21 protein-coding genes, 6 pseudogenes and 1 other annotated feature are annotated in these 23,600 nt (G+C 59.7%); of the genes and pseudogenes, 10 read left to right on the forward strand and 17 right to left on the reverse strand.

What is annotated here, in order from left to right:
• Positions 1-5: 5 nt before the first annotated feature.
• Both B0G75_RS33495 and B0G75_RS33500 read right to left on the reverse strand, forming a co-directional pair.
• Positions 6-839 carry a DUF932 domain-containing protein gene (locus B0G75_RS33495; protein WP_106285635.1) on the reverse strand — a complete coding sequence of 278 codons (834 nt, stop codon included), beginning with the start codon at positions 837-839 and terminating at the stop codon, positions 6-8.
• Between the two features lie 52 nt (positions 840-891).
• Positions 892-1,305: an antirestriction protein gene (locus B0G75_RS33500; protein ID WP_106285636.1), complete on the reverse strand. Its 414-nt coding sequence runs from the start codon at positions 1,303-1,305 to the stop codon at positions 892-894.
• 297 nt (positions 1,306-1,602) lie between these two features.
• Between B0G75_RS33500 and B0G75_RS33505 the strand changes: the two genes are divergently transcribed.
• The 4 genes from B0G75_RS33505 to B0G75_RS33520 all read left to right on the forward strand — a co-directional run bounded on the left by B0G75_RS33505 (position 1,603) and on the right by B0G75_RS33520 (position 3,515).
• Complete coding sequence (locus B0G75_RS33505) at positions 1,603-2,484, forward strand: ParB/RepB/Spo0J family partition protein (protein WP_181309409.1); 882 nt, start codon at positions 1,603-1,605, stop codon at positions 2,482-2,484.
• A gap of 85 nt (positions 2,485-2,569) precedes the next feature.
• A complete protein-coding gene (locus B0G75_RS33510) occupies positions 2,570-2,875 on the forward strand; it encodes a hypothetical protein (RefSeq protein WP_106285637.1) in 306 nt (101 codons plus the stop codon).
• A gap of 20 nt (positions 2,876-2,895) precedes the next feature.
• Positions 2,896-3,294, forward strand: coding sequence for a hypothetical protein (locus B0G75_RS33515; RefSeq protein WP_146142566.1), 399 nt, complete (start codon positions 2,896-2,898; stop codon positions 3,292-3,294).
• The gene (locus tag B0G75_RS33520) at positions 3,294-3,515 is read left to right on the forward strand and encodes a hypothetical protein (RefSeq protein ID WP_106285639.1); all 222 of its coding nucleotides are present in this window, start codon (positions 3,294-3,296) and stop codon (positions 3,513-3,515) included. The genes B0G75_RS33515 and B0G75_RS33520 overlap by 1 nt, the downstream gene beginning before the upstream one ends.
• 259 nt (positions 3,516-3,774) lie before the next feature.
• Here B0G75_RS33520 and B0G75_RS33530 read toward each other — a convergent pair whose 3' ends face one another.
• On the reverse strand, positions 3,775-4,302 hold the full coding sequence (locus B0G75_RS33530; protein WP_181196717.1) for a conjugal transfer protein TraD: 528 nt from the start codon (positions 4,300-4,302) through the stop codon (positions 3,775-3,777).
• Between the two features lie 173 nt (positions 4,303-4,475).
• Between B0G75_RS33530 and B0G75_RS33535 the strand changes: the two genes are divergently transcribed.
• The 3 genes from B0G75_RS33535 (at position 4,476) to B0G75_RS33545 (ending at position 9,234) form a co-directional block, all read left to right on the forward strand.
• A complete protein-coding gene (locus tag B0G75_RS33535) occupies positions 4,476-7,328 on the forward strand; it encodes an AAA family ATPase (RefSeq protein ID WP_106314163.1) in 2,853 nt (950 codons plus the stop codon).
• 312 nt (positions 7,329-7,640) lie between these two features.
• Positions 7,641-8,027 (forward strand): hypothetical protein, encoded by a 387-nt coding sequence (locus B0G75_RS33540; RefSeq protein ID WP_106285643.1) that lies wholly within the window; start codon positions 7,641-7,643, stop codon positions 8,025-8,027.
• Positions 8,028-8,766: 739 nt separating this feature from the next.
• Positions 8,767-9,234, forward strand: a complete 468-nt coding sequence (locus tag B0G75_RS33545) for a transposase (protein ID WP_166679195.1) — start codon at positions 8,767-8,769, stop codon at positions 9,232-9,234.
• A gap of 269 nt (positions 9,235-9,503) precedes the next feature.
• Here B0G75_RS33545 and B0G75_RS33550 read toward each other — a convergent pair.
• The 6 genes and pseudogenes from B0G75_RS33550 to B0G75_RS33575 all read right to left on the reverse strand — a co-directional run.
• Positions 9,504-9,833 (reverse strand): annotated as a pseudogene (locus tag B0G75_RS33550) (divalent metal cation transporter); the annotation flags it as partial.
• Between the two features lie 75 nt (positions 9,834-9,908).
• Positions 9,909-11,526: pseudogene (locus tag B0G75_RS33555) on the reverse strand (oleate hydratase).
• Between the two features lie 158 nt (positions 11,527-11,684).
• Positions 11,685-11,876, reverse strand: a complete 192-nt coding sequence (locus B0G75_RS41590) for a hypothetical protein (RefSeq protein ID WP_243856873.1) — start codon at positions 11,874-11,876, stop codon at positions 11,685-11,687.
• A gap of 247 nt (positions 11,877-12,123) precedes the next feature.
• Positions 12,124-12,847 (reverse strand): annotated as a pseudogene (locus B0G75_RS33565) (IS6 family transposase).
• A 60-nt stretch (positions 12,848-12,907) separates the two neighbouring features.
• A pseudogene (locus tag B0G75_RS33570) lies at positions 12,908-13,308 on the reverse strand (SDR family NAD(P)-dependent oxidoreductase); the annotation flags it as partial.
• 24 nt (positions 13,309-13,332) lie between these two features.
• Positions 13,333-13,875 (reverse strand): hypothetical protein, encoded by a 543-nt coding sequence (locus B0G75_RS33575; RefSeq protein ID WP_106285645.1) that lies wholly within the window; start codon positions 13,873-13,875, stop codon positions 13,333-13,335.
• Positions 13,876-14,182: 307 nt separating this feature from the next.
• Between B0G75_RS33575 and B0G75_RS41595 the strand changes: the two are divergent.
• Positions 14,183-14,854 (forward strand): annotated as a pseudogene (locus tag B0G75_RS41595) (IS3 family transposase); the annotation flags it as partial.
• Positions 14,474-14,590: a sequence feature (AL1L pseudoknot), on the forward strand. It overlaps the preceding pseudogene by 117 nt.
• A gap of 57 nt (positions 14,855-14,911) precedes the next feature.
• Here the strand turns inward: B0G75_RS41595 and B0G75_RS42080 are convergent.
• The 3 genes from B0G75_RS42080 to B0G75_RS33595 all read right to left on the reverse strand — a co-directional run bounded on the left by B0G75_RS42080 (position 14,912) and on the right by B0G75_RS33595 (position 16,507).
• Positions 14,912-15,385: a transposase gene (locus tag B0G75_RS42080; protein ID WP_243856874.1), complete on the reverse strand. Its 474-nt coding sequence runs from the start codon at positions 15,383-15,385 to the stop codon at positions 14,912-14,914.
• On the reverse strand, positions 15,358-15,792 hold the full coding sequence (locus B0G75_RS42085) for a transposase (protein WP_243856875.1): 435 nt from the start codon (positions 15,790-15,792) through the stop codon (positions 15,358-15,360). The genes B0G75_RS42080 and B0G75_RS42085 overlap by 28 nt, the downstream gene beginning before the upstream one ends.
• 340 nt (positions 15,793-16,132) lie before the next feature.
• Positions 16,133-16,507: a DUF3564 family protein gene (locus tag B0G75_RS33595; RefSeq protein WP_106285648.1), complete on the reverse strand. Its 375-nt coding sequence runs from the start codon at positions 16,505-16,507 to the stop codon at positions 16,133-16,135.
• 554 nt (positions 16,508-17,061) lie between these two features.
• Between B0G75_RS33595 and B0G75_RS33600 the strand changes: the two genes are divergently transcribed.
• Entirely contained in the window at positions 17,062-17,295 is a 234-nt protein-coding gene (locus tag B0G75_RS33600; RefSeq protein ID WP_243856876.1) for a hypothetical protein, read from the forward strand.
• A gap of 176 nt (positions 17,296-17,471) precedes the next feature.
• Positions 17,472-17,762: pseudogene (locus tag B0G75_RS33605) on the forward strand (IS30 family transposase); the annotation flags it as partial.
• A gap of 189 nt (positions 17,763-17,951) precedes the next feature.
• Here B0G75_RS33605 and B0G75_RS33610 read toward each other — a convergent pair.
• The 5 genes from B0G75_RS33610 to B0G75_RS33630 form a co-directional block, all read right to left on the reverse strand.
• Positions 17,952-19,340: a cytochrome c peroxidase gene (locus B0G75_RS33610; RefSeq protein WP_106285649.1), complete on the reverse strand. Its 1,389-nt coding sequence runs from the start codon at positions 19,338-19,340 to the stop codon at positions 17,952-17,954.
• A 365-nt stretch (positions 19,341-19,705) separates the two neighbouring features.
• Complete coding sequence (locus tag B0G75_RS33615; protein WP_106285650.1) at positions 19,706-20,863, reverse strand: PLP-dependent aminotransferase family protein; 1,158 nt, start codon at positions 20,861-20,863, stop codon at positions 19,706-19,708.
• An 18-nt stretch (positions 20,864-20,881) separates the two neighbouring features.
• Positions 20,882-22,465, reverse strand: coding sequence for a class I tRNA ligase family protein (locus B0G75_RS33620; protein WP_106285651.1), 1,584 nt, complete (start codon positions 22,463-22,465; stop codon positions 20,882-20,884).
• 1 nt (position 22,466) lies between these two features.
• Entirely contained in the window at positions 22,467-22,841 is a 375-nt protein-coding gene (locus tag B0G75_RS33625) for a cupin domain-containing protein (RefSeq protein ID WP_243856877.1), read from the reverse strand.
• The gene (locus B0G75_RS33630) at positions 22,819-23,598 is read right to left on the reverse strand and encodes a phytanoyl-CoA dioxygenase family protein (RefSeq protein WP_106285653.1); all 780 of its coding nucleotides are present in this window, start codon (positions 23,596-23,598) and stop codon (positions 22,819-22,821) included. Before B0G75_RS33630 ends, B0G75_RS33625 begins: the two co-directional genes overlap by 23 nt.
• Positions 23,599-23,600: the final 2 nt, after the last annotated feature.

The following is a 23,600-nucleotide window of genomic DNA, read 5'->3' on the forward strand; positions in this document are numbered from 1 at the left end:
ACCCGTTAGCCGCGCAGGCGGCGCAGTTCGTCAGCAAGGACCCAGAGGGCGCGATTGAGTCGGATGTTCTGGTCAATGCCGGTCACGGCGCGGGTCGTGGTGGTCCGGCCATTCGCATTGCGACCACGCAAGCCGCCATTGATCATGTTTTCCTGCACGCGATTGAACGTCGTCCACAGGTCCGGAGAGCGATCCTCCATGCGATGCGGTGTCAGGAGTTGTCGTTCAGTGATGGGCGCTGGCTTGTCGTCGTCGTACCGCAGCGCAAGCGCGGCCCGCGCGAAAGCGGTCTGTTCGCCGTCGGTCAGCGCCAGACCGGCCATCCCTTCGCGCTGCCGGGTCGCCGACTCGAAGCCGTCGAGCACCCTGAATGCCCCCTCGATCACCTCGCCGATCACATCGCCCTTGTGGGGCACGCGGATATCGCCAACGGTGTCTCCGCAGACCATGCCGTTCTGGCAGACAAACCGGAACATGCCGCCGATCATCTGGTAGCTGCTGGTGCCGTCGTGGCTGTTCAGAAGGATGATTTCGTTGGCTTCACGGCCAGTAATCTGGTCGGCGTGGCGCAGGCGGACCATGTGTTTGGTGTGGGCGCGCTTGTCGTCAGTGCGCACTCGGGTCTGGCAGGCCATGAAGGGCTGAAAACCTTCCTTGCGCAGGCCGTCCAGTACATCGCTGGTTGGAATGTAGGTGTACCGTTCGGAGCGGCTTTCGTGCGCGGATAGCGCGAAGATCGACGGGGCAACCTCTGCAATCTCGTCATTCGTCAGCGGGCGATCCGAACGTGTGCCAACTGCGTTGCGGCTGAAGCGGTTTGCCAGGTAAGTGGTGTCCATGCTGTTCCCCAATGTCGGGATCAGCCCCAGCCCGCAGGCCGGGGCGGGTCAGTTAGTCGATCGCGCGGAGTATGTTGGCGGCTTCCACGTGCTGGGCCGCGTAGGCGCGTAGCGCGTGGTAATGGTCGGCGATCCGGTCATCGCCGCACTTCTCCAGCAGATGGCACAGGGCAAACAGCATGACGACGATGCCGAACGCGTCGGCTCCCATCATGTCGTTGTAGCCGTTCATGTGCCACCGGACGTGCATTTGCCCACACCGTTCAGGGGCCATGTAAAAGCCCCCATTGGACAGCTGGAAGAAGTGCCATGATCCGCCGTTGTAGGCGCGGCAGAGACGGCGTGCCCAGTCGTACACCAGTGCCTCACCCTGCAGGTAGTGCGCCCCCAGGTAGTGGGGGAGGAAATTAAGGCGCAGTTCTTCCGGAACGACGTTCGACGACACCTTGAATTCGTTATCAATCACGGTTTATCTCCGGTTTTGGACCGCAACGGAATGTCGGGCCACGTCTTAATAATAGGTCTTATAGACCGTAATACAAGGAATATTCAGATTGATATTGTTAACTGATATTTATGGGTAATTGATATTATTGATTGAGTTATTCTTGATATACAGGTCTTTTAGACCTAATATATATACGTGGCCCGACACTCCGTTGTGGTCCGAAACCGGAGATAAGCCGCGACTGTATCTGTTGAAAACAGAATTGCCGAAAGTGGACTCGAAACCGATTTCGGCAATGAAACGAAAATCGAATATGTGCCTAATGGGCTGCTTTGCAGGTCACCGTCGAACGTGCGCAGGAAAGCCCCGGCCGGAATTGAAGAACTGGCGATCACAATTGAAGCCAGGGGCCTGCTGCAGAACCTGGTCGTGCACGCAATAAAGGGCTCGCGCGCGAAGAAGCCGGAACCTGGCGTATGCGCCGGTCAGCGGCGTCTGGCTGCGCTCGACCTGCTATTCGCGCAGGGCAAGATTGCACCAGACCATCCCGTGCCGGTGAAGGTAGTCAGCGAGGCCGAAGCGGTTGCCGCGTCACTGCTGGAAAACCAGCATGAAACGATGCATCCGGCGGACCAGTGCGAGGCGTTCCGGATGCTGGCCGGGGAAGGCCGGAGCGTCGAAACCGTCGCGCTTTTCAGGAGTTCACAGCTGATGGTATGTCGGCGTCTGAAACTAGCGAACGTCTCACCGAAGCTGCTCGACCTGTTCCGCAACGACAAAATGAATATCGAGCAGGTGACAGCGCTGGCGCTGGCCGACGATCACGATTTGCAGGAGCGCGTGTGGTTGGAGGCGAGCGAGGCATGGCAACGCGAACCGCGGGAATTGCGTGCTGCGATCACCGGCACGGGGATTGACGCGAGCCGCAGCCACCTCGCCCGATTTGTCGGGCTGGACGCTTATGCGGCCGCAGGCGGTTACATAAGACGGGACCTTTTCAGTGATGCGGAGAACGCCGGGTATATTGCCGACCCGGACCTGCTGCACCGGCTGGCCGCCGAACGGCTGGTCGCTGCGTCGCAGGAAATCGCAGCGGAAGGATGGGGTTGGCTCAGAACGCACACGACATGCGAACGAAGCGCGACTATGGCGAAGTCATGGCGTATGGCCGCTTGCCCTCATTTTCGCGCGAGCTGACGGCTGACGAGCAGGCCGAGCTTGATGCGCTCATCGTGAAACGCGACGAGGCCGACGCAACGCTGAACGCCTCCGACGAGGGGAAGTGGTCGAGGATGACGCACGACGCGAGCAACTGGAACAGCAAGCGTATGCGCTGAGCGACCAGGTCGACGCGTTCGGGGAGCGGCTTGAGACCTGGGCGGACGACGACATGAAACTGGGCGGGGTGTTCATCACGATAGACCAGGACGGGGAGCTTAACATCGAGCGCGGACTGGTCAAGCGCGAGGATGTGGCGCGCGTCAGGATCCGAAGGAGGGCGCGAACGATGGCGAGGAAGACATGGCGGTTACCGTACCGCAGGCCAAAGAAAAGCCAGTGCACAGCGAAAAGCTGTGCCGCCGTCTGACGGCACACCGGACCGCTGCGGTGCAGGCTGAACTTTCCCGCCGCCCTGTCGTAGCACTGGCCGCGCTGATGAACCGGGTAATTCCCACCGTGTTCGACGAGCGTTATCACTTCGCTTATGCCGGGAGCGCCGTGAAGATCGACGCGCACGCATCGCGCGATGCGCTGGTGCGCGAGGCCGACGACATGGAATCGAGTGTGGCCTTTGAACAGATCGAAGCCGACCGGGCGAAATGGGTGAAACTGCTGCCGAAAAAAGTGGACGACCTGTTGCCCTGGCTGCTCAATCAGGAAACCGACGTCATGGCGAGCCTGTTCGCATTTTGCGTGGCCGCGACGCTCGACGGTATCAGCGCGACTGATAGTGCCCACCCGATCAGCGCGCTCGCCGACGTGATGCAGATTGATATGGCGTTCTAGTGGAAGCCAACGCAGCAAAGCTACCTGAATCACGTCTCCAAGCACGGATCATCGACGTGGTGACGGAAGCCGTTTCGTCGGAATCAGCGGCAGAACTGCAAGGCATGAAGAAGGGCGATGCCGCTGCGGCTGCCGGGCTCCGGATGGCAGAAAGCGGCTGGTTGCCGGAAGTGCTGAGGAAACGTGCAATGAGCGAAACGAAGCGCGGAAAAACACGCTAACGTCACACAAAGCCCGGGCCAGGTGGTCCGGGCGACACCTGCCGGGCCGCCAGTCGCGCGGCCCGTTTTTCGTAGTGCGGATCTGAAGCTCCGTCGTCCGGCAAGCCCGTTTTCACGCGTCCAATCCGCTCCCGCATGTTGCGCGCGCCGTCGCATTCCGACGAGGAGCGCGAGTCGGCAGGTACCTCGCCGCGCCGCAGATCGTTGACAACGCCGACCCGGAGCAAAGCACAGGGGCGATCCGGTTCGATACAACCCGTTACGCGGGCGCCTTCTCCGCCGTAGCCGCTTCAGCCGCTACCCCGGCGCTGGCTTGTGTCTCCGGTTTCTTGTCATTTTCCCGCTCGGCGATGAATGCGTCGCCCCGCTTCTTCAGCGTGCGCTGCAAGTCACCGTCCGTCCTGAACTGATCGAGCGTCCACAGCAACGCGCCGGTCAGCGTGCCGCGATCCACCGGAAAATCGACCATCGGGACGATGCCGCCGAGTTCGATCAGTTCGCGCGTGTGGGCCCTGCGCTGGTTTTCGCGTCGCTCACTCAACATGCGGGCGGCTTCCGCCTTCATCGAGTCTGCCTTCTGGTTGATCTTTTCAAGCCGGACCAGCTTGTCCAGCTGGCGGGACTCCTGCGCGGTGGGAGCCGGGATCGTCGCGAGTTCGACCAGCAGGGTCTGCGTGGCCGTAGGGGACTTCAAACCCTGGATGTACTGAATGTGTTCCGTGAGCCATTCGTTCTTTGCCATCATCTTTCTCCTGAAGCAGATTGACGTTGCATCGAGCGGCAGCACAGGCCGGGCATCGGCCCTGCCTGTGGCACCATTCCGGATCATGAAAAAATGCAAAAGCGGCCAGCAGGGAAGGGGACGCCGCAGGACCTGGTGAGCAGGGCGGGTCAAAGCGCGCTTCCGCGTTTCCATGCTAGCATGGAAACAGCTTATGGTAAGACGAAAGCACACCGCCCATGCCAACGTACCATCTGAGCGTCAAAGCAGGCAGGAAAGCCGCCGCTGGCGAGCACGCGAAGTACATTGCGCGGGAGGATCACTACGCCTACATTTCCCGCGGCGGGAAGTTCGAGGAGCGTGGCGACCTGAAGATGACCGAGAGCGGCAACATGCCGGCATGGGCCGCGCATGACGCGAGCCTCTTCTGGCAGGCCGCGGACACCCATGAACGGGTAAATGGCCGGCCGTACACCGAAATCGAGGTATCGATTCCGCGCGAACTGGACGACGAACAGCGCGTCGCGCTGGTGCGTGAATTCGTTGAACACACGCTCGGCGAGCGGCACGCATACACCTGGGCGATCCACAACCCGGCCGCCAGCGATGGGCTGGAACAGCCGCACGCGCACATCATGTTCACGGAGCGGGTGAACGACGGCATCGCGCGCGATCCGGAGCACTATTTCAGGCGCTGGAACGCGGCGGACCCGGAAAAGGGCGGTGCCGGCAAGGACCGCTATCTGAGCAGCCGGCAGTTTGTTCGCGACGTGCGCGAAGAGTGGGCCGTCACCGCCAATCACTTCATGGCGCGGGCAGGCATCGAGGCCCGCATTGACCACCGCAGTTACCGGACGCTGGGGATCGAGCTGGAACCGTCCGTCAAGGTGGGCGTGGCGCGCTATGCGGGTGAGCGTGGCGTGATGGCCAGCGTGCTGGAAGAGAACCGCCAGCGCGCCTACCGCAACGGTCAGCGACTGCTGATCAATCCGGCGATCGGCGTCGCCGCGCTGACGATCCATCAATCCACCTTCTCACGGCGCGACGTCGAGCAGTTCGTGTTCCGCAACACTGACGGTGCGGAACAGTTCCGGCAGGTGTATGCCCGGCTGATGAATTCGAAGGAGTTGCTCGCGCTCAGCGATTCCGGTCGTCACGGCGAATGGTTCACGTCGGCGGAGCTGCGCGCGATTGAGGTGCGGCTGGTCGAACGCGCACGCGCGATGAGTCGTACCAGCGACGGGATAGCGGGTGATGCCACCGTGCGTGAAATGCTACGCGGAACCCGGCAGTTCAATGCGGGGCAGGACGCGGCTTTTGTGGCGCTCGCCGGGCGTGCCCAGCTCGTGGTGGTAAATGGTGCGGCCGGTACCGGCAAGAGCTATGTGCTTGCCGCAGCGCGCGAAGCGTTTGAGGTGGACGGGCTGCGCGTGTTGGGTGCGGCGCTGCAGGGCAAGACGGCCGATGACATGCAGCGCGACGCCGGCATCACGAGCCGGACGCTGCACAGCCTGCTGTCGGGCATCGAACGCGGCACGGTCACGCTCGACCCGAAGACGGTTCTGGTGATCGACGAAGCCGGCATGGTCGGCTCACGGCAGATGGAAAAACTGCTCAGGCACGCGCAGGCGGGCGGCACACGGGTGCGCCTGGTGGGCGATGCGTGGCAGCTGCATGCGGTTGACGCAGGCGACGCTTTTCGGGCGGTGTCGCGCGAAGCGGCGGCCGCCAGCCAGCTCGAAAGTCTGACCGGGATCATGCGACAGAAGGAGGCCTGGCAGCGCGTGGCAACCTCCGCGCTGGCCCGGCATGACGTGCAATCGGCGGTGTCCGCGTATGCGGAGCACGGTGGCGTGCAGCTGTATCCAACCGTCGCCGACGCGCGCGAGCAGCTGATTGCGCAATGGCAGGACGATCGCCGGAGAGCCCCCGGCCTGTCCCAGCTACTGGTCACACACACCAACGACGAGCGTTGTGCGTTAAATGCACGCGTGCGCGAATTGCGGCGGATCGCCGGCGAGCTCGGTGACGAACGGACCGTGCGGACCGGTGAGCGGCATATTGCGATCGCCGCTGGTGAACGGATCATGTTCCTGCAGAACGAGTACGTGATGCTGGTGAAAAACGGCACACTGGCGACTGTCGAACGGATCGACGCCGCGGCTGGCACGACAGCTGACACAGCAACCGACACGAAAGCGGCCGGCGCCGTCCTGCATGTGCGGCTCGATGATGGCCGGCAACTCGCGGTCGATACGGCGCAGTACGGTCATTTCGACTACGGCTACGCACTCACAGTCCACAAGAGCCAGGGGGTGACGGTCGATCGCGCGTACGTGCTGGCCACGAAGGGCATGCACGCCGAGCTGGCCTACGTCGCGATGACGCGGCACAGGGAAAAGCTGGTTGTGGCGGCCGGGCGGGACGCGTTCGTGGATGGCGACGCGCTGATGCGTAGTCTTGCGCGCGCCGACGATAAATCGTTCAGCGCACAGCATGAGCTGCGACCGGAGCGTGACCGCCAGCCGGAGCTGGGCTACCGGCACACGCTGAATCAGCGACGCGTCGAGTTCTCGAACGCACCGCGGCCACAACGCCCGGACAAGACCCTCAATCGTACGGTCGGGCAGTATGCCGACGCCCTCTCTGCGGCGGCGGCCGCAACCCGGGCGAGCAGGCCGGTACCGGCGAAAGATCGCGCGGCGCTGAAGCGGGCGGGCGCGGAACTGGACAGGGCCGATTCCGCGATGCGTCGCGAGATTCGCCACGTGGTGGAACGGGATGATCGCGCGTGGCGCGCTCTCGTTGAGCTCAGCGGCGCCGCGCGGGCAGCAGCGCTCGTCAACGAGGTGAGAGCTGCGCGGGCACAGCGCTCAGGAATCAATGATGAGGCCGCCGGGCTCTCGCAACCGACGCCCGGAAGCGGAGCATCCCGACGTTTTGCCGGCATGACACCCGAGGAGCGGCAGGACCGGCGCAATGAGTTCAAAGCGCAGCTCCGCGAGGCGGCGGGTCAGATGGTCGAGCCAAGCAGTTCATTGCGTGAAAGGTCAGAATCGCGCGGTCGAGGCGGCCCGGAAATCGGTGAATGACTTCGATTATTGGAATTACAAAGTAAAACTGAAGCGCGGGATGATTTGCGGGAAATCCGGATTAATTGAACTGCTGCGGACCGGTTGGCACATTCAGGAGCACGGCTTTTTTACAACTTTTTGCGGATACACTCCGATTCCAATACCTGGACGCATAAGCCGGTGGCGTGACCACCGAAGTGAACCGCCAAACAGCTTCGCTATAATCAGACAACCTTTTCACACCTCCATTCCCAATAGATGTCCGTCAAACGAAGCCGCTCCCGGGCCAGCCAGCCACGCCGGCCGCTGACAAAGGCGCTGTTACTACCGATGGATCGTGCGTCTGCTAGCGAACAGTCCCTGAGGCTGCATCTGGCGCTGGTCGCATGTCGTGAGTGCCAGGCCAATAGTCACCTGATCAACGAACTGATGCGCGCCGTCTATCTTGCTTATTTTTTGCAACGCGCGGGCTACGGAAAGCATCCAGCCGAGCACTTCAAGGTCGCCGAGTGCGCTGTGGAGGTGACGCTGGCGCATGCACATGAGACGGGCGAATGGCGTCTGACGCCGGACGTCATCGGTGACTTTGAAGAACTGATAGCGTTGTATGACGCGCAACTTGCCCGCGCACCACTGCATGCGGTACGTCACGCCGAAGGGCTGCTCAGGGATTTTCTCGCGGGAACGGAAAGCTCGCCTATCGTCGTCGAGGAGTAACTCTCGCGCCGCTGCACCGGCTTGTGGATGTATGAGTTCAGGCTACGACATCCCTGGGTGTGAATAGTGATCGTTAGCAGCGCGAGGCCACCGCTCACCACGTTCAGATGCGCACAAGGCGGAGCGCTAACGTCGTTGAACACTTGAGCATCGGTGTTATATATTAGGAATGCTTAAAAGGTTGATCATTTGATTTGTGTCAACCTCGCTATTAATGCAAGAAAACTTATCTTAATAGCGACACGCACGCACGTTTTTTTTCGTGAAACTGGTCGTCGCTCACACAAGTAAAGTTGGTTCCAAATTTCAACTAAAGCTGCCAGTTTTTAGCAAAACCGCACACGGACCATGAGCCGGGTACCAGCTATTGTTAGATCACGCGTAGTGGTATCTGGCAGCGTAGCTGAATGACATCTGGTGCATCCGGCAACTGCCGGATTGCCTGTACTAAAGCATGGCTCCGGTCATGATCAGCCGCACATTTTGGTGACCGTTGCTTCCCGCTGGAAAGAATTTTTCATATGGCGTGACCGGGCCGGGGCCACCGCGCGCATTGTGATATCCCCATGCGGAGGTCACCATGTCACAGGAACTCCCGACGCTGGAATCCGCTAGCCGCGTTCGTCGACGTTGGCAGCGAACACATGCATGTTTCAGTGGGCGGCAACAAGCCGGAAGTGTTCGGTACCGTGACGTCCCAGCTGCACGCGTTGCGCGACACTGGCGGATCGCGCAGGGCGTGCGTTCGGTTGCGATGGAAGCGACCGGCGTTTACTGGTTGCCGTTGTACGGCGTACTTGAAAACGCCGGTCTCGAAGTGCGCGTGGTCAATGGCCAGCAGACACGCAACCTGCCGGGCAGGAAAACCGATATGGCCGACAGCCAGTGGGGCGCCACGCTGCACATGTGTGGCCTGCTGCACGCCGGCTTCGTACCGCCGGCTGACCCTCGCCGGTTGCAGGACTACCTGCGTCTGCGAGCCGATCATGTCGCGGTCGCAGCCAGCTGTGTGCAACTGATGCAAAAGGCGCTCGAGCGCATGAATATCAAACTGCATGACGTCATATCCTCACTGGCCGGCGTCAGTGGCATCGCGGTGGTACGTGCGATCATCGCTGGCGAGCGCTCCCCCGAGGGACTGGTAGCACTTTGCGCCGTGCAGATCCGGCGAAAAAAAGTATCGCACTCAGGTCGTCCGCTGCGCTGATCTGCTTTCGACCGTTCGCACGGTTGACGCCGTGGCGACCGTCAAGGTCGCGCGCATCGAGCGGGCGCGGCGCGATCAGGGTCGCCGGCATGGTCTGAACGTGGATCGGTGGGGGCACATGTCATCGTAATGGTCGCATGCGCGGAAGAGCCTTTGACACTACACGTGTGATGTCAAAAAATCGAATGTAACGTCTCGATAGGACGGCTTTTTGTCAATGAGCTCCAAGGAGCAACAGGTGACGAACCTCCGCCGGCGTGTCGTCCTGCTGTATTGGCCACCAGCAATACCAGCACCACGCCGTAAACCACCACAGGCGGAAACGCTTCCTTGATGTTGGCGGCCAGGCCCTTGCCGGTCACGCGGCCCAGGCTGGCGCACATCGCCTGGACGGCCGCCATTAACGGAAACGCGAACGGTATCGTCCACAGCATGCTCAGACCGAATTGCGCACCGGCCTGCGAATATGTGGCGATGCCGCCTGGATCGTCGTCGGCGACGCCCGTGATGAGGCCGGGGCCGATGCGCGCGAGCGGGTGTTCCTTGAGTCGTGCGAGTAGCGCGCCCGGGCGTTTTTGCTGTGTTGCCTCGAGTTCCACGGCGCTCTCCTAAACATGCGCGTACCGCACGGCGTGTGAGGGCGGCCGCACAGGGCGCAAAACCTGCATCACCGGTTAGTGCCTGTGCAACGCCGAAGCCGCGCTATAAACCACGCGCGGATCGTGCTGGCCTTTGTACACTGCCGGAGCGGTTCTGCAGCGTGTACACAGCTGTCTGCGCCGAGCGAACCGAATATTCGACGGTGAACACGACGTCGTTCAGCTCGCAAAACTGTCCGACGAACGCGAGGTTTGCCCAGCCTTCGGGCATCACTTGCGGACGGTCGCCGCGCTTGCGCCGCAGGAACTGGCTGGTGATGAAGGGCATCAGGCACGGAATGCAGATCGCGTCGTCGAGAATATTCGGGGCTTCCGCCTGAATGTTCAGATGACCGAGAAGTTCCGTCATGATTTCGCGGCCCGTGCATCCGGCCATCGGCTTGGCGATGAAATTGCCCGGCCGGTCGATGAAAAGCCCGTAACCCCAGAACACCTCGACACCTTTCGGCTGCCCCAGGAAATGCGGCTGATGCGGCAGCACAATCGAGACGAGCCAGTTCGATTGGGGAAAGGTAATCAGGCCACCTTCGCCGGGCACGTTGCCCGTCAGATCACGGATCAGGCGGAACAGCGTCGGATCATGCAACGTCGCTGTAAAAGACAGCCATTTGGATTCTTCGACATGGTCGGCGAAAACGGATGGATGGCCGAATTCGGCTCGTCCTGCTGCGATGGTTTTCCAGAGCGCCCACGCGCCGCTGCTGTCGTTATGATTGAACACGGCAGGGCGGTTTGTGCCGCCGAGGCTCGACCCTGCCGTCATTGACCCGAGCGTGACGATGACCTTGTCCGCCGCACCGACTGGAATCTCGACGCGACGGCTTTCATGTTCGCAGACGACGCCTGCCACCCGATTCAGTGCGCCGCTTTCGTCATAGCGCAGATCGATGACCCGCGTGTTGGTGCGAAATCTCACCCCGTGGTTATCGAGCCATTTGCGCAGCGGCCGCACCATCGAATCATACTGATTGTAGACCGTGCGCATGATGCCGTGCAACTGGTTGAAGCCCGACGTCATATGTGCGAAACGTAGCAGATAACGCCGGAATTCGGCGGCGCTATGCCAAGGCTGGAAGGCGAACGTCGTGCACCACATATACCAGAAATTGGTTTCGAAAAAGTCCGGCTCGAAGTGGTCGGAAATCCGGCTACCGCCGAGCTGGGCTTCCGGTTCGAGCGAAAGACGGCCGAGTGAGAGCAGGTGCGTTTCGGCGAGCCAGTAAGGGGGCGCGTCTTCGCGCCGGCCGTTGCGTATGAGCCGAGCCTTCGAGGAAGTGCGGCTCGTCTCGTTCCAGTCAAAGATTTCCTTCGTGACGCTGATGCGGCCGTCAAGCGTGGGAATTGAATCGAACAGATCGTAGGTGCACAGATACTTGCTCTCGAGCATGCGGCCGCCGCGCACGACGTAGCCTCCCTGTGGCGTGCCGGCGCCGTCGAGGCTGCCGCCCGGTTTGTCGAGCGCTTCGAGGATCATGATGCGGCAGCCGGGTACGTCGGCGTCGCGAATCAAAAACGCCGCGGCCGCCAGCGAAGCGATACCGCCGCCGACGAGATAGAAATGGCCGGATGCGATCGCTTTATCGCGGCCCTGACCCGCGACAGGATGCATGCCAGAGTATTCGGAATTATTCATATCGTGCTCCCCGTAGGGTGATGGCCTTGGATGTATTGCTTGGACCATACCCGCGCAGCGGGAAGGCTCATTGAGTTGGATCAACAGAGCTCGACCGGGCTCGCCAATGCAGTGCAAGTGATCCACACGCATGCCCGGCAAAAAAGGAGGTATTGCCTTTATACGACCCACCACGCGAGCGCGGCTGTTATCAGCACGCCCCCCCACGACGGCCACTCGCCACCGGCCGAGCAGGACCAGGGCCGCGACGACCAGCGCGAAATCGCGCCCGGTATGCACTGCGCTGGTCCACACGGGTCGTACAGCGCGGCGATCAGAATGTCGACCACAGCGGCGTTGATGCCTGCCATGGCGCCGCGCATTGGTGCGAACGCGCGAAACTCGCCCCATAGGGGGTAGCGCCGCGCTGACCAGCAGGAATGAAGGCAGAAAGATCGCCACGGTAGCGATCAGTGAGCCGGCCGTACCCCGCCGGCTGACCCGTGCTGGCGGCGCCGAGAAACACGGCGACGAAAAAAGCGGAACCGGGACCGTCTGCGCCCGGTTCCGTCGCATTAAGGCAGGCGGGACAAGCAAAGGCGATATGCGAAGGATAGCTTATGAAACTATCGAGTAAAATTGCTGGGCGGCAGACAGCGGACAGTTGCCAGAACATTGCAGCTGTCCTTTCTTGATCATGCGCATTAATTCGATGCCACTCAGAATAACACGCGCACAGTTGAAATCCTTGAATCCGAGCATCGGTCGGGTTCCGCGTTTGATGGCCCGATGGTTCTGCTCCGCGATGTTGTTAAAATACTTGATCTAACGAACCTTGACGGGCATGTTGCGCTCGGCATTCACCGCGTTAAGCGCGGCCAGATTGGAGCCGTTTTTGTCGATGGTCACCGTCTCGGGCGAACTGTTCTGACCGATTGCCTTTTCGAAGAAGCGCCGCGCAGCAGCCTTGTCCCGCCTAGCTCTGAACAGAAAGTCAATGGTATTGCCCGCCTTATCCACCGCGCGGTAAAGATATTTCCGCGAGCCCTTGACCCTGATATAGGTGTCACCAACCCGCCAGCTCTTGCCGACCGGACGCTTGTACTTGCGAAAACGTCTTTTCAAACAGCGGCACCAGCTTGATAACCCAGCGATGTACCGTCGAATGGTCGACGTCAATGTCACGCTCAGCCAGCATTTCCTCAGGGTTCCGAAGACTCAGCGAGTAGGCCACGTACCACCGCACGCACAGCAGCATCACTTCAAGGGGATAGTGCAGCCGCTTCAAAACCTTGGCGATGGCCGGAGCAAGCGTAGTTCGTGGTCTCAGTGTCTTCTTCATCGTGCGAACAAAGCGTTTGCATCAGCCTCGAAGTTCACCTCCCCCGCGTTAATGCGACAGAGCCCCGCGCGCGCCGTTCACCGAACTGACATTGACGATCCGCCCGAACTGCCGCTTGAGCATCCCGCCGAGCAGAGGTTTGTTCATGTTGAACATGGAATCGAGATCGGTGCGCAACACCTTGTCCCAATCTTCCTTGTTCATCCTGACAAAAGTCGAGTCGCGGGTGATGCCCGCGTTGTTCACCAGAATGTCCACCGTACCGAATTCGGCGAGCACGCGCTCGGCGCAATGGGCGCACGAATCGAAGCTGGAGACGTCGGCCTCATAGGCGATGAAATGGCGACCGGCATCGCATTCATGGGGGAGGCAACGTGATCGTTGCGCTCGGAGTGCGACATGGCGACCACCATGCCCGCATCGTGAAGACGCCGGCTGACCGCGGCGCCCAAGCCACTCATGCCACCGATAATGAAAGCTACACGCTAGCCGGCATGATGCTCTTCCTGCTTCGGACGGTTGCTGGAGGCCGGCGAATTAGCCGAAGTCACTGGCGAAACCTGACTGGAGACGTCGCCTGGGCCCGCTTGTCCGTTGGCCATGCCCGCCGGCGTGCTTGCCATACGTCGCAGCCATTCCCGCCACGGCAGCATGACCGGATTCATGGGGGCATGCGTCGGCCATTGCTCGCTCCAGGCCGATTGCCAAGTCGCCAACGCTTCGCGCAGGCCTTCGCTGAATCGGCTTTGCAGTCGCACGGCAGAGTCCAGCCCTTGCTGCCAGAGGTTTGTGGTGGTCGCCATGTAATCGCGCACCGTAGAATGGTAAGACGCCGAGAGTTCGCTCCAGTCATGAGCGGTCGACACCGCATTGCGAATGGCATGCGCCGCCGCAAGATCGCGCCGGATGCGCTGCATCTCGAACTCGGAAACCTGCTGCCGGGCTTCGTGGCTGAAACTCACCATTTGCAGCGCAAACGAGAGATTCGCGCGGTACAGATCGAAGGGTGTGACGGATTTGCCTGCCATGATAAATCTCCTGACGTGACGAAGCGGTCCGCATGCATGCAACGAGAGGTTGTGGCAAATGCGTGCGCGGCAGCAGTACGTCCAATGTACACGAGGCAGTCAGAAGTTGGTTGACCCGTGTCAACCGCGAGATAGTTTTCTGCGAGCGCGAGCGCGAGCGCGAACGCTTTGCGCTGTCCGTCGGCCGTTTCGCCGTACGTTCTGACGTGACGGACGACTCCCGCTACGCAGCGAGAGAGTTATGCCAGAGTGGAGAGTGAAGCGCGCCGGGTTTTCCGGAGACTCCAATTCTTGAGAAAACGGAGCTATGGAAAACACCAAAAAGAAGTCCCCAAGGTACTCGCCGGAAGTTCATGAGCGGGCTGTGCGAATGGTGCTGGAACATCAAGGCGACAGTGAATCGCAATGGAAAGTGATCGCCTCGATCGCAGCAAAGTTTGGCTGCTCAGGCGAGACGCTGCGCAGCTGGGTGCACAAGGAAGAGCGGGATCGGGGGTTGCGTCCGGGCACGAGCACGCAGAGCAGGATCGGATCAAGGAACTGGAGCGGGGGTGCGTGAGCTTCGGCAGGCCAATGAAATCCTGCGCAAGGCGTCTGTTGCGTATTTCGCACAGGCGGAGCTCGACCGCCGACCGAAGTGATGATCACGTTCATCGATGATCACCGGCGCGTCTACGGGGTCGAGCTGATCTGTAGGGTGCTACCGATCACGCCGTCGACGTACTACAAGCACGTGGCCCGCCGCGCCGATCCTGGCTTGGTGCCGCCGCGGGCCCGGCGCGACAGGATGCTCAAGGATGAGATCCGGTGCGTATGGAAGGAAAACTTCCACGTCTACGGCGCAGACAAGGTCTGGAAGCAATTGAGGCGGGAAGGCATCATCGTGGCGCGCGGCATGATCGAACGGCTGATGAAGTTGAATGGGCCTGCGTGGCGTGGCGTGGTGCGGGGCAAGACGGTACGAACAACAGTGAGCGACGTTGTTTTTGTGCCGGCGCCGACATAGTTTCATGACCCACGAATCAGTCATTTCAGGCTAATTGGCTGCCATACGAATAACAGCACGAGCGCCGTGAATCAGAAGCGTTCGTAGTGCTGTATCGCCACGCTTGCTGATGCCCAGCAAACGTGGTTTGCCACACGAGGAGTGCTGACGCGGGACCGGACCCGGCCACGCGGCGAGTTTACGGCCGTCTCGAAAGGCTCGGGGGTTACCGATTGATGCTGCCAGCGCGGAAGCGGTGAGCGGCCCGACTCCGGGAATCGTTTCAAGAAGTTGCCCAGCCGCATCCGTACGATGCATCGCGCGGATGCGCCCCTCCAGTTCAGTTGCCTTGTTGCCCAGTTCGCGTAAGTGCTCCACAAGAAACTGGATCAGGGTCCGGAACTGTTCACAAAGCTCATGCTCGCGATTGGAAAGAGCTTCGATGACCCTTTGTCCGAGCAGCCGGATGCCTTGCGGCAGGACAATAGCGAACTCGCTCAGCAAACCGCGAATCTGATTGGCCAATGCCGTACGGGACTTACTGTAACGAGCCCGGCGCGTGCCCCATGCAGTGAAAGCATCGTCTGTTGCGCCTGCGTCTTGATCGGCACAAAGCGAATGTGCGGTCGATCTACCGCCTCGCAGATTGCCTCAGCATCGGCTGCATCGGTCTTGTTGCTCTTTACGTAAGGTCGAACGAACTGCGGGGCAATGAGGCACGCCGTGTGTCCAAGCTTCGTGAGTTCCCAGCCCCAATAATGCGACGACCCACATGCCTCCATGCCGACCACGCACGGTTCAAGCTTTGCGAAAAACGCCAGTACATCAGCGCGGCGCAGTTGCTTGCGTACGACAACATGCCCCTGAGAATCCACTCCATGAACCTGGAATAGAGTCTCTGCAAGATCCAGTCCGACAGTGGCAATCTTCATGATGAACACTCCTTTGCCGTGGAAGTCACGACTTCTCCACTTTGGCACAGGCCGAACCCCGAAGGGCGGGAGTCGTCCATCACGTCAGAGCCCTTAATCTCTGGAATTCGTTTGGCAGACCCATTTCTTGCATAAATTTATAGTTGCGTCCGTCGCATCGAAAGTCGGACCCTTCCGAACAAAGCCCGCCAGAATCATCTCCAGCGGATAATGCAGGCGCTTCAGTACCTTGGCCAACCCCGGGCTTGGCATCTTCATCGATTCACCCATCAGCGACTTTGTATCAGCCGGATTCTACCGGCCGTCTCCTACTGCGACACGACCAGTAACCCAGATTGCGTTAGGAGTCGCCAGCGGTAGCGAACAGTCCGTGTTCCGGTTGCGCCCGTTCGTTGTCGATACACTGCACACGCCAATGGCCGGACATCAGAGCGAGGTCGCCTTCCGTGTACCACTGCACGCGTCCAGCTTCACCTTGGAAGAGTCCGTAGCAACGGTCTAGATTCAGTCCTTCTAGAACATATACAGGTGCCCTGTCGTTGGGCTTGCACACTAGCGTATTGCCGCGATCCACGTGCAGCGAGCCCCATTTAGGCAGTTCAAGTCGAAAATGACCTTCGCGCGACCATTGCCGCTTTTCCTTGTCGATCCAGAGGATTGCAAATGCCATCGGATGGGCCCGATTGAACATTTCGAGTTGGACAGTAAGACGCATGAAGATTCTCCGAACATATATTCCGCCAAGCTGAGACATACCGAGAAAATCGCGGCGCTTGCCGCGAAATCACTGACCGAGTGCTCATTGCATCAGCGCATGCGAGTCGTACGTCTATGTCGGGCCACCCGACCGGCCCGTAGGGGTATCGCCATCTCTCCCCAATGCATCTTGCGAGGAGGATCAGCGTGTGCGCGCACTGCGCGTCGCGTGTACGACAAAATGTGCAGTGACGCTCGTCACTAAGGCGGCTGGTTAGGGAGCGGCATGCGCCGCAGCGGCGGCACATACGAATAACGCGGTATATGCGAGCTGCGGGGCAGGCATTGATGGTACGCGCTCCTACGCTAGGGTACGAGTCAGTTTACGGCCCGCCACTGACCGTGTCGTTGATCTCGATCAAGCCGAGAATGTGCGTGTATTTGACGTGTTGTGGTAGCGCCTATGCTGATGGCTGGCGCACGGCGGGGTCCGCGCCGAATGAATTTTAAGAAGGTGAGGCACGTCCAACGCACCGAAAGCAACCCAAGGCGAAGCACTGGTGGAGAAGTCGGGTGGATCCGTTCGCCGACGCGTGGCCGGTAATCGAAGGGTGGCTGATTGCAGAGCCCTCTGTGCCGGCCGACGTCTTGATGGATCGGTTGGCCGAGATGTTTCCAGAGGCGTACGCAAGTCAGGCACAACTACGAACGCTGCAGCGCCGGGTCAAGGCATGGCGAGCAGAGCGCGTAAAAGAACTGATTCTGGGCGGCCTACGAAAGTCCGCTGATGCGCCAGCCGAATTGTGAGTTGCGGAAAAGTTGAAACTCGCCGGGGACCGGGCGCTCCGCGCCCGGCAAACCACGAAAGAAGAGAAGAGAAAAGCGAAACGACAACAATCCCTCGGGTAACATTCCTTCGTGAGGCAACACGGACCGGCCAAGATGGTTGTCGGTAAACCGGACTTCCTGCTTGACGCTTTCCACTTACATGGGACCGCGGCACTGAGATGGCGAGTCACAGGAAATTTACGGTTGCCACGGACGTGCAGGTGTATTTCTGCGATCCGCAAAGCCCATGGCAGAGAGGCAGTAACGAGAACACGAATGGCCTTCTACGTCAGTACTTCCCCAAAGGGGTGCCAGTGGACGGCTATTCGCAGGCTGAGTTGAACAAGGTTGCCGCGCGCCTGAATGGTCGGCCTCGACAGACCCTGCAATTCATGAACCCTGCTGAGAAACTGGCAGAAACGTTGGGTGTTGCATTGACCGGTTGAATCCGCCTTGCCAAAGCCCTCGGTGGCGCACGGTTTTTTTTCATAGTGCGATCCAATGGAATTGTCAACGCCAAGTGTCAGGACATCAGAACCCCTCATCGCATGAAGCCCTTGGCATTCGACCTAAGTTGCGCGCGGCCGTTGCAAGGTGCCTTTGTCGGGGCCCTGATGTCAGCCGCGGTGGTCGGATCAATGGGTCGCGGCGGGTTGGTGCGTACCCGTTAGCGTCCTCAAGAACGCGACGATTGCGTCAATGTCCGATTCCGCCAATTGTTTGCCGACCTGATATGTCGCCATGTCACGTACAGCTTCGCGCAGATCGATGCGGCTGCCGTCGTGGAAATAGGGCGCGGTCAGCTCAACGTTGCGCAGCGTCGGCGTCTTGAACGCATGGCGATCGAGCGGATCTTTCGTAAAGTTGGCGCGGCCGTTGTCCGCGTCGGTGCGCGCGTGGCCCCGCGCGGCGAAGTAGTCGGCCGCGAGGCCCATCCGTTCGAACGACTGCCCGCCCAGATTTTTGCCAACGTGGCAGGTCGCGCAATGGTTTGCCTTGAATAACTGGTAGCCGCGCTGTTCCTCGCTATTCAGCACATCCCTGTCGCCGCGCAGGTAAGCATCGAAGCGACTCGGCGTTAGCAGTGTCGTCTCATATTCGGCGATCGCGTCTGTGATGTTCTCGCCTGACCAACCGTCCGGGTACACCCGCAAGAACTGTTGCGTCAGCGATGAGTCCTGTTTCAGCTTATCGATGATCTCACTCCATGACGTGGACGCCATTTCGACCGGATTCAGCGGTGGGCTGCCGGCCTGCTCCTGCAGCGTGGCGGCGCGACCGTCCCAGAACTGCTTGCGGTTGAGTGCCGAGTTGAACACTGTCGGTGCGTTGATTGCACCCAACTGGCCGCCCACGCCGGACGAAACCTTATTTCCATCTACGCCACCGATCGCTAGCGTGTGGCAGCTCGCACACGATATCGTGTTGTCCGCCGATAGTCTGACATCGTTGAAAAGCTGCTTCCCGAGCGCGACCTTGCCCGCGTCAGTCGGCAAGGAATGAGGCAAAGGTTGTACCGGCTCGTTAGCGAACTCTGGTGCAACGCCGGGCGTCGCATATGCGCTGCGTCGCTGGGACGCGATCCAGTCGAGAAGCGCACGTTGATCGTAGGCGCTCAAGCCGGTGGTCCAGTGTACGAAGCGAAACAGATTTGGTGGCATTGTGCGTTCGTTCACAGCGGTTTCCAGCTTTGCAAGATCGGCTTCGGGGGCCGGTACGCCACTCTCGAGCGCCGCGTACAGGCTGTCGATGCGGAAGTAGGCGAGGCCCGTCTGTATGTCGTGCTCGGCTAGCTGACGAATGCCTGGTAGCGCGGCATAGTTGGGCAGGACGGTTTTCGTCGAGTGGCAGTAATAGCACGCGTTTCGATCTAACACTTCACGGATGCCGTACGCTTGTGGGGACGCGGCCAGTCTCACGGCCGCTCTTTCCGCATAGTCCTTGTCGTGGATGTACGCGATACCGCTGATGCATAGATAGCCTATCAGCACGACGGCGATCGATACGATCAGAAGTTTCTTCACTTGCTCTCCTGCTTCGATTTTGGTCGGAATTCCATACCGTTTACATCAGGTAGGTCTTGATGTTGATATCGGCTTCAGAGCGATGACGCGTTGATCGTACAGAACGCACAGCAATCGACTATTGCGGTAAAGCAATTGTCGAACCGAACGCAGAATGTACTGAGGTTCTCACGTTGAGGGTTCCGAGACACGCGCGAAGGGGGTGTCTGTCTATATAACGGACGGATCCTGGGCGAAATCAGTGACGTAGTGCCATGCCGAAAGGCGTTCGTCGAGTTGTTTGCGGTAGGGGCGGCGCAGTGGATGTCTTCGCTCGGCCTACGCTTGTGCATCTCGCACCGACTATCCGTAGTACTTGGCATTCTCTAGCCACGCAGCTTAAAGCGTGTCGATGTCAGAAGGCTCGCATGCGCATCGTCTATCTGAGCCAAGCCGCGCTCGATCAAACGCGGCTGGAGATAACTGAAGCTTAAGCGTACACGGGCTGCACCGCACGGTCCATGGTGCTTTCCTTCGACGAGTTTCACATTGTGCTTCCGGCGCACCTCGCCGACCAATTCGGCGGAATCGATGCCTTCGGCAAGCGAGACCCAGAACGAAAATCCACCACTCGGAATCTCGTAATCCGGTTTGCAGAATCGGCAGGCCTGTAACAGCCTATGCATTGCGTCACGCTTGCTCCGGTAGTGCGTCCTTAGGTGTTCGACGTGAGCGTCCAAAGACGACGACTGCAATAAGGCGAGCGCCATATTGCTGACAATGGGACTCACACCTCCATCGCATTTCAGGTGGGCCAGGCGGTCGACAATTTCCGGCTCGGCCAGCACCCAGCCTACGCGAAGCCCGGGGCCTGAGATTTTGGAGAAGCTATGCACATTGATGATGTTGCCACCCGCCTGCAGAACCTCGGGTGACGCGCCATCATAGGGCAACTCGCTATAAACCAGGTCCTGCACCAGCCGCACGCCGTTGCGGGACAGCAGAGCCTCCACCTCGACCATATGCCGGTGTGCAAAGTATCGTCCAGTCGGATTGTGGAACGCCGGAGTGGTGTAGTACAACTTGGCTCGCCCCTTTGCGTGCAGCAATGCTTGTTCGAGCAGATCGAGGTCGACACCCGAGGAATCCGCACCTACTTGAACCACCGTCGCGCCCGCTATAGAGAAAATGCGCAACGCGCCGAGATAGGACGGGTCTTCGGTCAGCACGACGTCTCCTGGGTCGATAAAAGCATCGGCGAGCAGTTGCAGGGCTTGTGAAGCGCCGTTCGTCAGAATCACATTGCCACGCGCCATCCGGTACCTTTGGCCAAGCTGTCCGCGCAGTTCGGGAAGGCCATAGGCGTCGGTGTACTGTGGTAGGTCGGAGATGCTGACGCCCGTCTCGACGGTAAGCGGGTCCGGCCATTGCAGGCGGGCGAACGTCAAAGGGTCGGGAAGCCCATAGGCGAAGTTGACTGTGTCCTTGCCTGAGGTGTAGTCGAATACCCCATAACTGAGCGAAGTGCGACTGCGCATCGACATGACTGGCTCCATCGTTGGTTACGCGGCATCGACGGCGCGCTGGAAGCGCGATTGATATTGGCGGATGAACGAGTCGGCAATCGGCATTCCGAACGGCGGAAATTCGGCCGTTGCTCTGGGAGGCGTAGCCAACAGCGTGGCGTTTGCGCCGAGTGCCGGTGTCCAATTCTCGCCAAAGAACACGTTTCCATAGCGTTCGGCCAGCACTGGCATCACGGGATGGAGCATGCTCAGAAAGACGGATACGTGCACCGGCCGCCACGTTTCCGGGCTCGTGCCGAAGCCCGTCGCGACGAAGTATTCGTCAATCAGATCGAGGGCGTTCCAGAAGCGTACCTGGTCCATCGCGGTGATATAACGTTGGACTATGTCGTCGTGCGCCGGCGTAAGACCGCTTCCATCGACATGCGCCGAGTGCAGTGAATCGCGGCGGAGGGCGCTTTCCCACGCAAGGATGTGCGAAGCTGACCGGATCAGTTCGCCGATCTGGAAATCGTTATTGTTGGTGCCGAACGGCTTGGCAATCCGAGCGAGCGCATAGCGCAATACACTCGGGTCGACCTGCCGGGATACTTCGTCTGCCCAGAGTGCATGGTCGCGGCTGGTCGAGAATTTCTCGCCCTCCAATTTGTAAAAGTCCTGGATCGAATGATTTGCCGGAAGCGGATAGCCGCGCGCAAGCAGACTGCCAGTCACGCCGATGGTGTAGTAGAAGCGGTTATCTTGGCCCATGAAAAACAGGAGGCGTGTATCGGGGTCGCGCATCACGGTGTCGTAGTTGACCCCGTCGCGCGCGCACTGCAGGCGGATCCCCGTCTCGAAACACCAAAGCCCTTCGAACCACGTCATCAACGTTTGTCCCGCAATCTTCGCGGGTGCTTCAAGTGTCACACCCCGGTCGAAAATGCGCGACATAGGCAGCGGCCGCAATTCGTTACGCAACCATGCACGCGCTTTACGCTGGATCGTTCGATCCCATTCACTCCCCTTGATCGCATCGTCAAGCATGGCTGCCATGCGAGGGATGTCGAAAACCGCCTGTTCGATGGGGCGAAGCGATAGCGGTTTGCCGCACGACGTGTGGACTGGCGCTCGCAACTTCGAGTGCTGTTGCGCCAAACCGCAGTTTTCGCACAAGTTGCTGTCGGTGGACGCATCGCACGCGGGGCAGCGGCCGACGGCAAGCGAATCGGCCACGAACTGGTCACAGTTTTCGCAGTAGAGTTGATGGCCATCACGCACATCAATGTAGCCTGCAGCTTCCAGCTCGCGAAAGATCTTCAGACTGTTCTGCTTGTGCGTAGCGTCCGTTGTTCTGACGAAGACATCGGGCTCGATGTGCATTGCCCGCAAGCAATCCATTATCTCGTCAATATGCAACTGCGCGACTTCGTCAATCGGACGACCGAGCTTGCGCGCCTTCACTACCGTATAGGTGCCATGCTCGTCCGCACCTGTGACGTGGTAGGCGCGGTGACCTCTCATGCGTTGAAAGCGAACGAAAAGATCGGTGAGCAGATAGACCCCGCCAATATGGCCGAGATGCAGCTTGCCGTTCGGGCAGGGCGGTGCGGGGCAAACGAAAAAAGTGCGTGTGGTCACGTTAGTCCCACCATATCGATAGAAATTTCAGGCTCGCTGCCGGATCGGCATTGCGAATCGCGTGCTCCTGGTTCGGCTCGATATAGAGCAGCGTTGAATCTGCGACTGGCTGCGCCTGACCATTCACCTCGAATACTCCGTTGCCTGAAATCAGTACCCACAGTTCATGCTCGGAATGGGAGTGCAGATTGACAGCGCCCGCCGGCACGACCTCAACAATCGACGTGCCGAACGCTTTTGTCAGGCCAGCGGGCAGATGTTCGAGCAGCCGGCAAACAAGAACGCCGTATTCCGGCCGCATCATGGATGGGTCAATCTGCTTTGTGTACACGCACATCCTCCGGTGAATTACATTAGGTGCGATAGAAAATGCCATTTGGCGGCTTCAGATCGTGGATATCCGATTCCTTTCCTTCGGGTGGGTTGTAGGCACGCTTCAGTTTGTTGTATTCCGTACGCGTGGGGCCGCCAGTTGAGGCGCGCTGGAACACCAGATAGAGCACGCGGCGCGAACGTTTACTTTTGTTGGGCTGCGAATAGTGCGGCGCGTAGTCGTCGAAGACGAAGATGTCGCCGGCCTTCCAGGGCATGGGTTCCCACTTGAACGTCTCGGCCACCTCCGGATGAATCACGCCGCCGGCATCCATCGGAAACACACCTTTCTGATGGTTGCCCGGACTGAAGAACAGGCCGCCGTTGTCCGGACCGGAATCGTCGATGGCGATGGCGACCACGGCATGCACCATGCGTTCAGGAATGTTGTGCGGGATGTGATAGATGTCCTGATGCGGACGATAGCCGCCGCTGTCCGGGTACTTGAAGATGAGCAGTTCTTTGAGCATGCGGGTATCTTCATCGAGAAGCGATTCGACAGCCGTCTGGATACGCTTGTCGGCCAGCAACAGGTCGCGCAGCTCGTTGTTGAAGTCCAAAAAGTTCTCTACCTTTGAAACGATCCTGCGGTCGTCCTCGGTCTTCTCGAACCACATCATCCATTTGTTGTCGCTGATTTCCCAGCGCGAGACATCGTTGACCAGAGCAGAAATCTTTTCGCGGGTGACCGGATCGAAAAAGCCCTCTACTTTTAGATATCCATCTTCGTGCCACTTGGATTTTTGCGTTTCATTCAGCATGC

Origin of the sequence: Paraburkholderia sp. BL18I3N2, assembly GCF_003001875.1 — a bacterium.
Lineage (GTDB): Bacteria > Pseudomonadota > Gammaproteobacteria > Burkholderiales > Burkholderiaceae > Paraburkholderia > Paraburkholderia phytofirmans.

Excerpts from the sequence above, each read along its gene's own strand:
- B0G75_RS33615 (WP_106285650.1), bottom strand. The coding sequence starts at position 20,863 with ATGTCGATGCGCAGTCGCACTTCGCTCAGTTATGGGGTATTCGACTAC.
- B0G75_RS42085 (WP_243856875.1), bottom strand. The coding sequence starts at position 15,792 with ATGAAGATTGCCACTGTCGGACTGGATCTTGCAGAGACTCTATTCCAG.
- B0G75_RS33625 (WP_243856877.1), bottom strand. The coding sequence starts at position 22,841 with ATGGCATTTTCTATCGCACCTAATGTAATTCACCGGAGGATGTGCGTG.
- B0G75_RS33495 (WP_106285635.1), bottom strand. The coding sequence starts at position 839 with ATGGACACCACTTACCTGGCAAACCGCTTCAGCCGCAACGCAGTTGGC.
- B0G75_RS33595 (WP_106285648.1), bottom strand. The coding sequence starts at position 16,507 with ATGCGTCTTACTGTCCAACTCGAAATGTTCAATCGGGCCCATCCGATG.
- B0G75_RS33540 (WP_106285643.1), top strand. The coding sequence starts at position 7,641 with ATGGATCGTGCGTCTGCTAGCGAACAGTCCCTGAGGCTGCATCTGGCG.
- B0G75_RS41590 (WP_243856873.1), bottom strand. The coding sequence starts at position 11,876 with ATGGCAGGCATCAACGCCGCTGTGGTCGACATTCTGATCGCCGCGCTG.
- B0G75_RS33535 (WP_106314163.1), top strand. The coding sequence starts at position 4,476 with ATGCCAACGTACCATCTGAGCGTCAAAGCAGGCAGGAAAGCCGCCGCT.
- B0G75_RS33630 (WP_106285653.1), bottom strand. The coding sequence starts at position 23,598 with ATGCTGAATGAAACGCAAAAATCCAAGTGGCACGAAGATGGATATCTA.
- B0G75_RS33575 (WP_106285645.1), bottom strand. The coding sequence starts at position 13,875 with ATGGCAGGCAAATCCGTCACACCCTTCGATCTGTACCGCGCGAATCTC.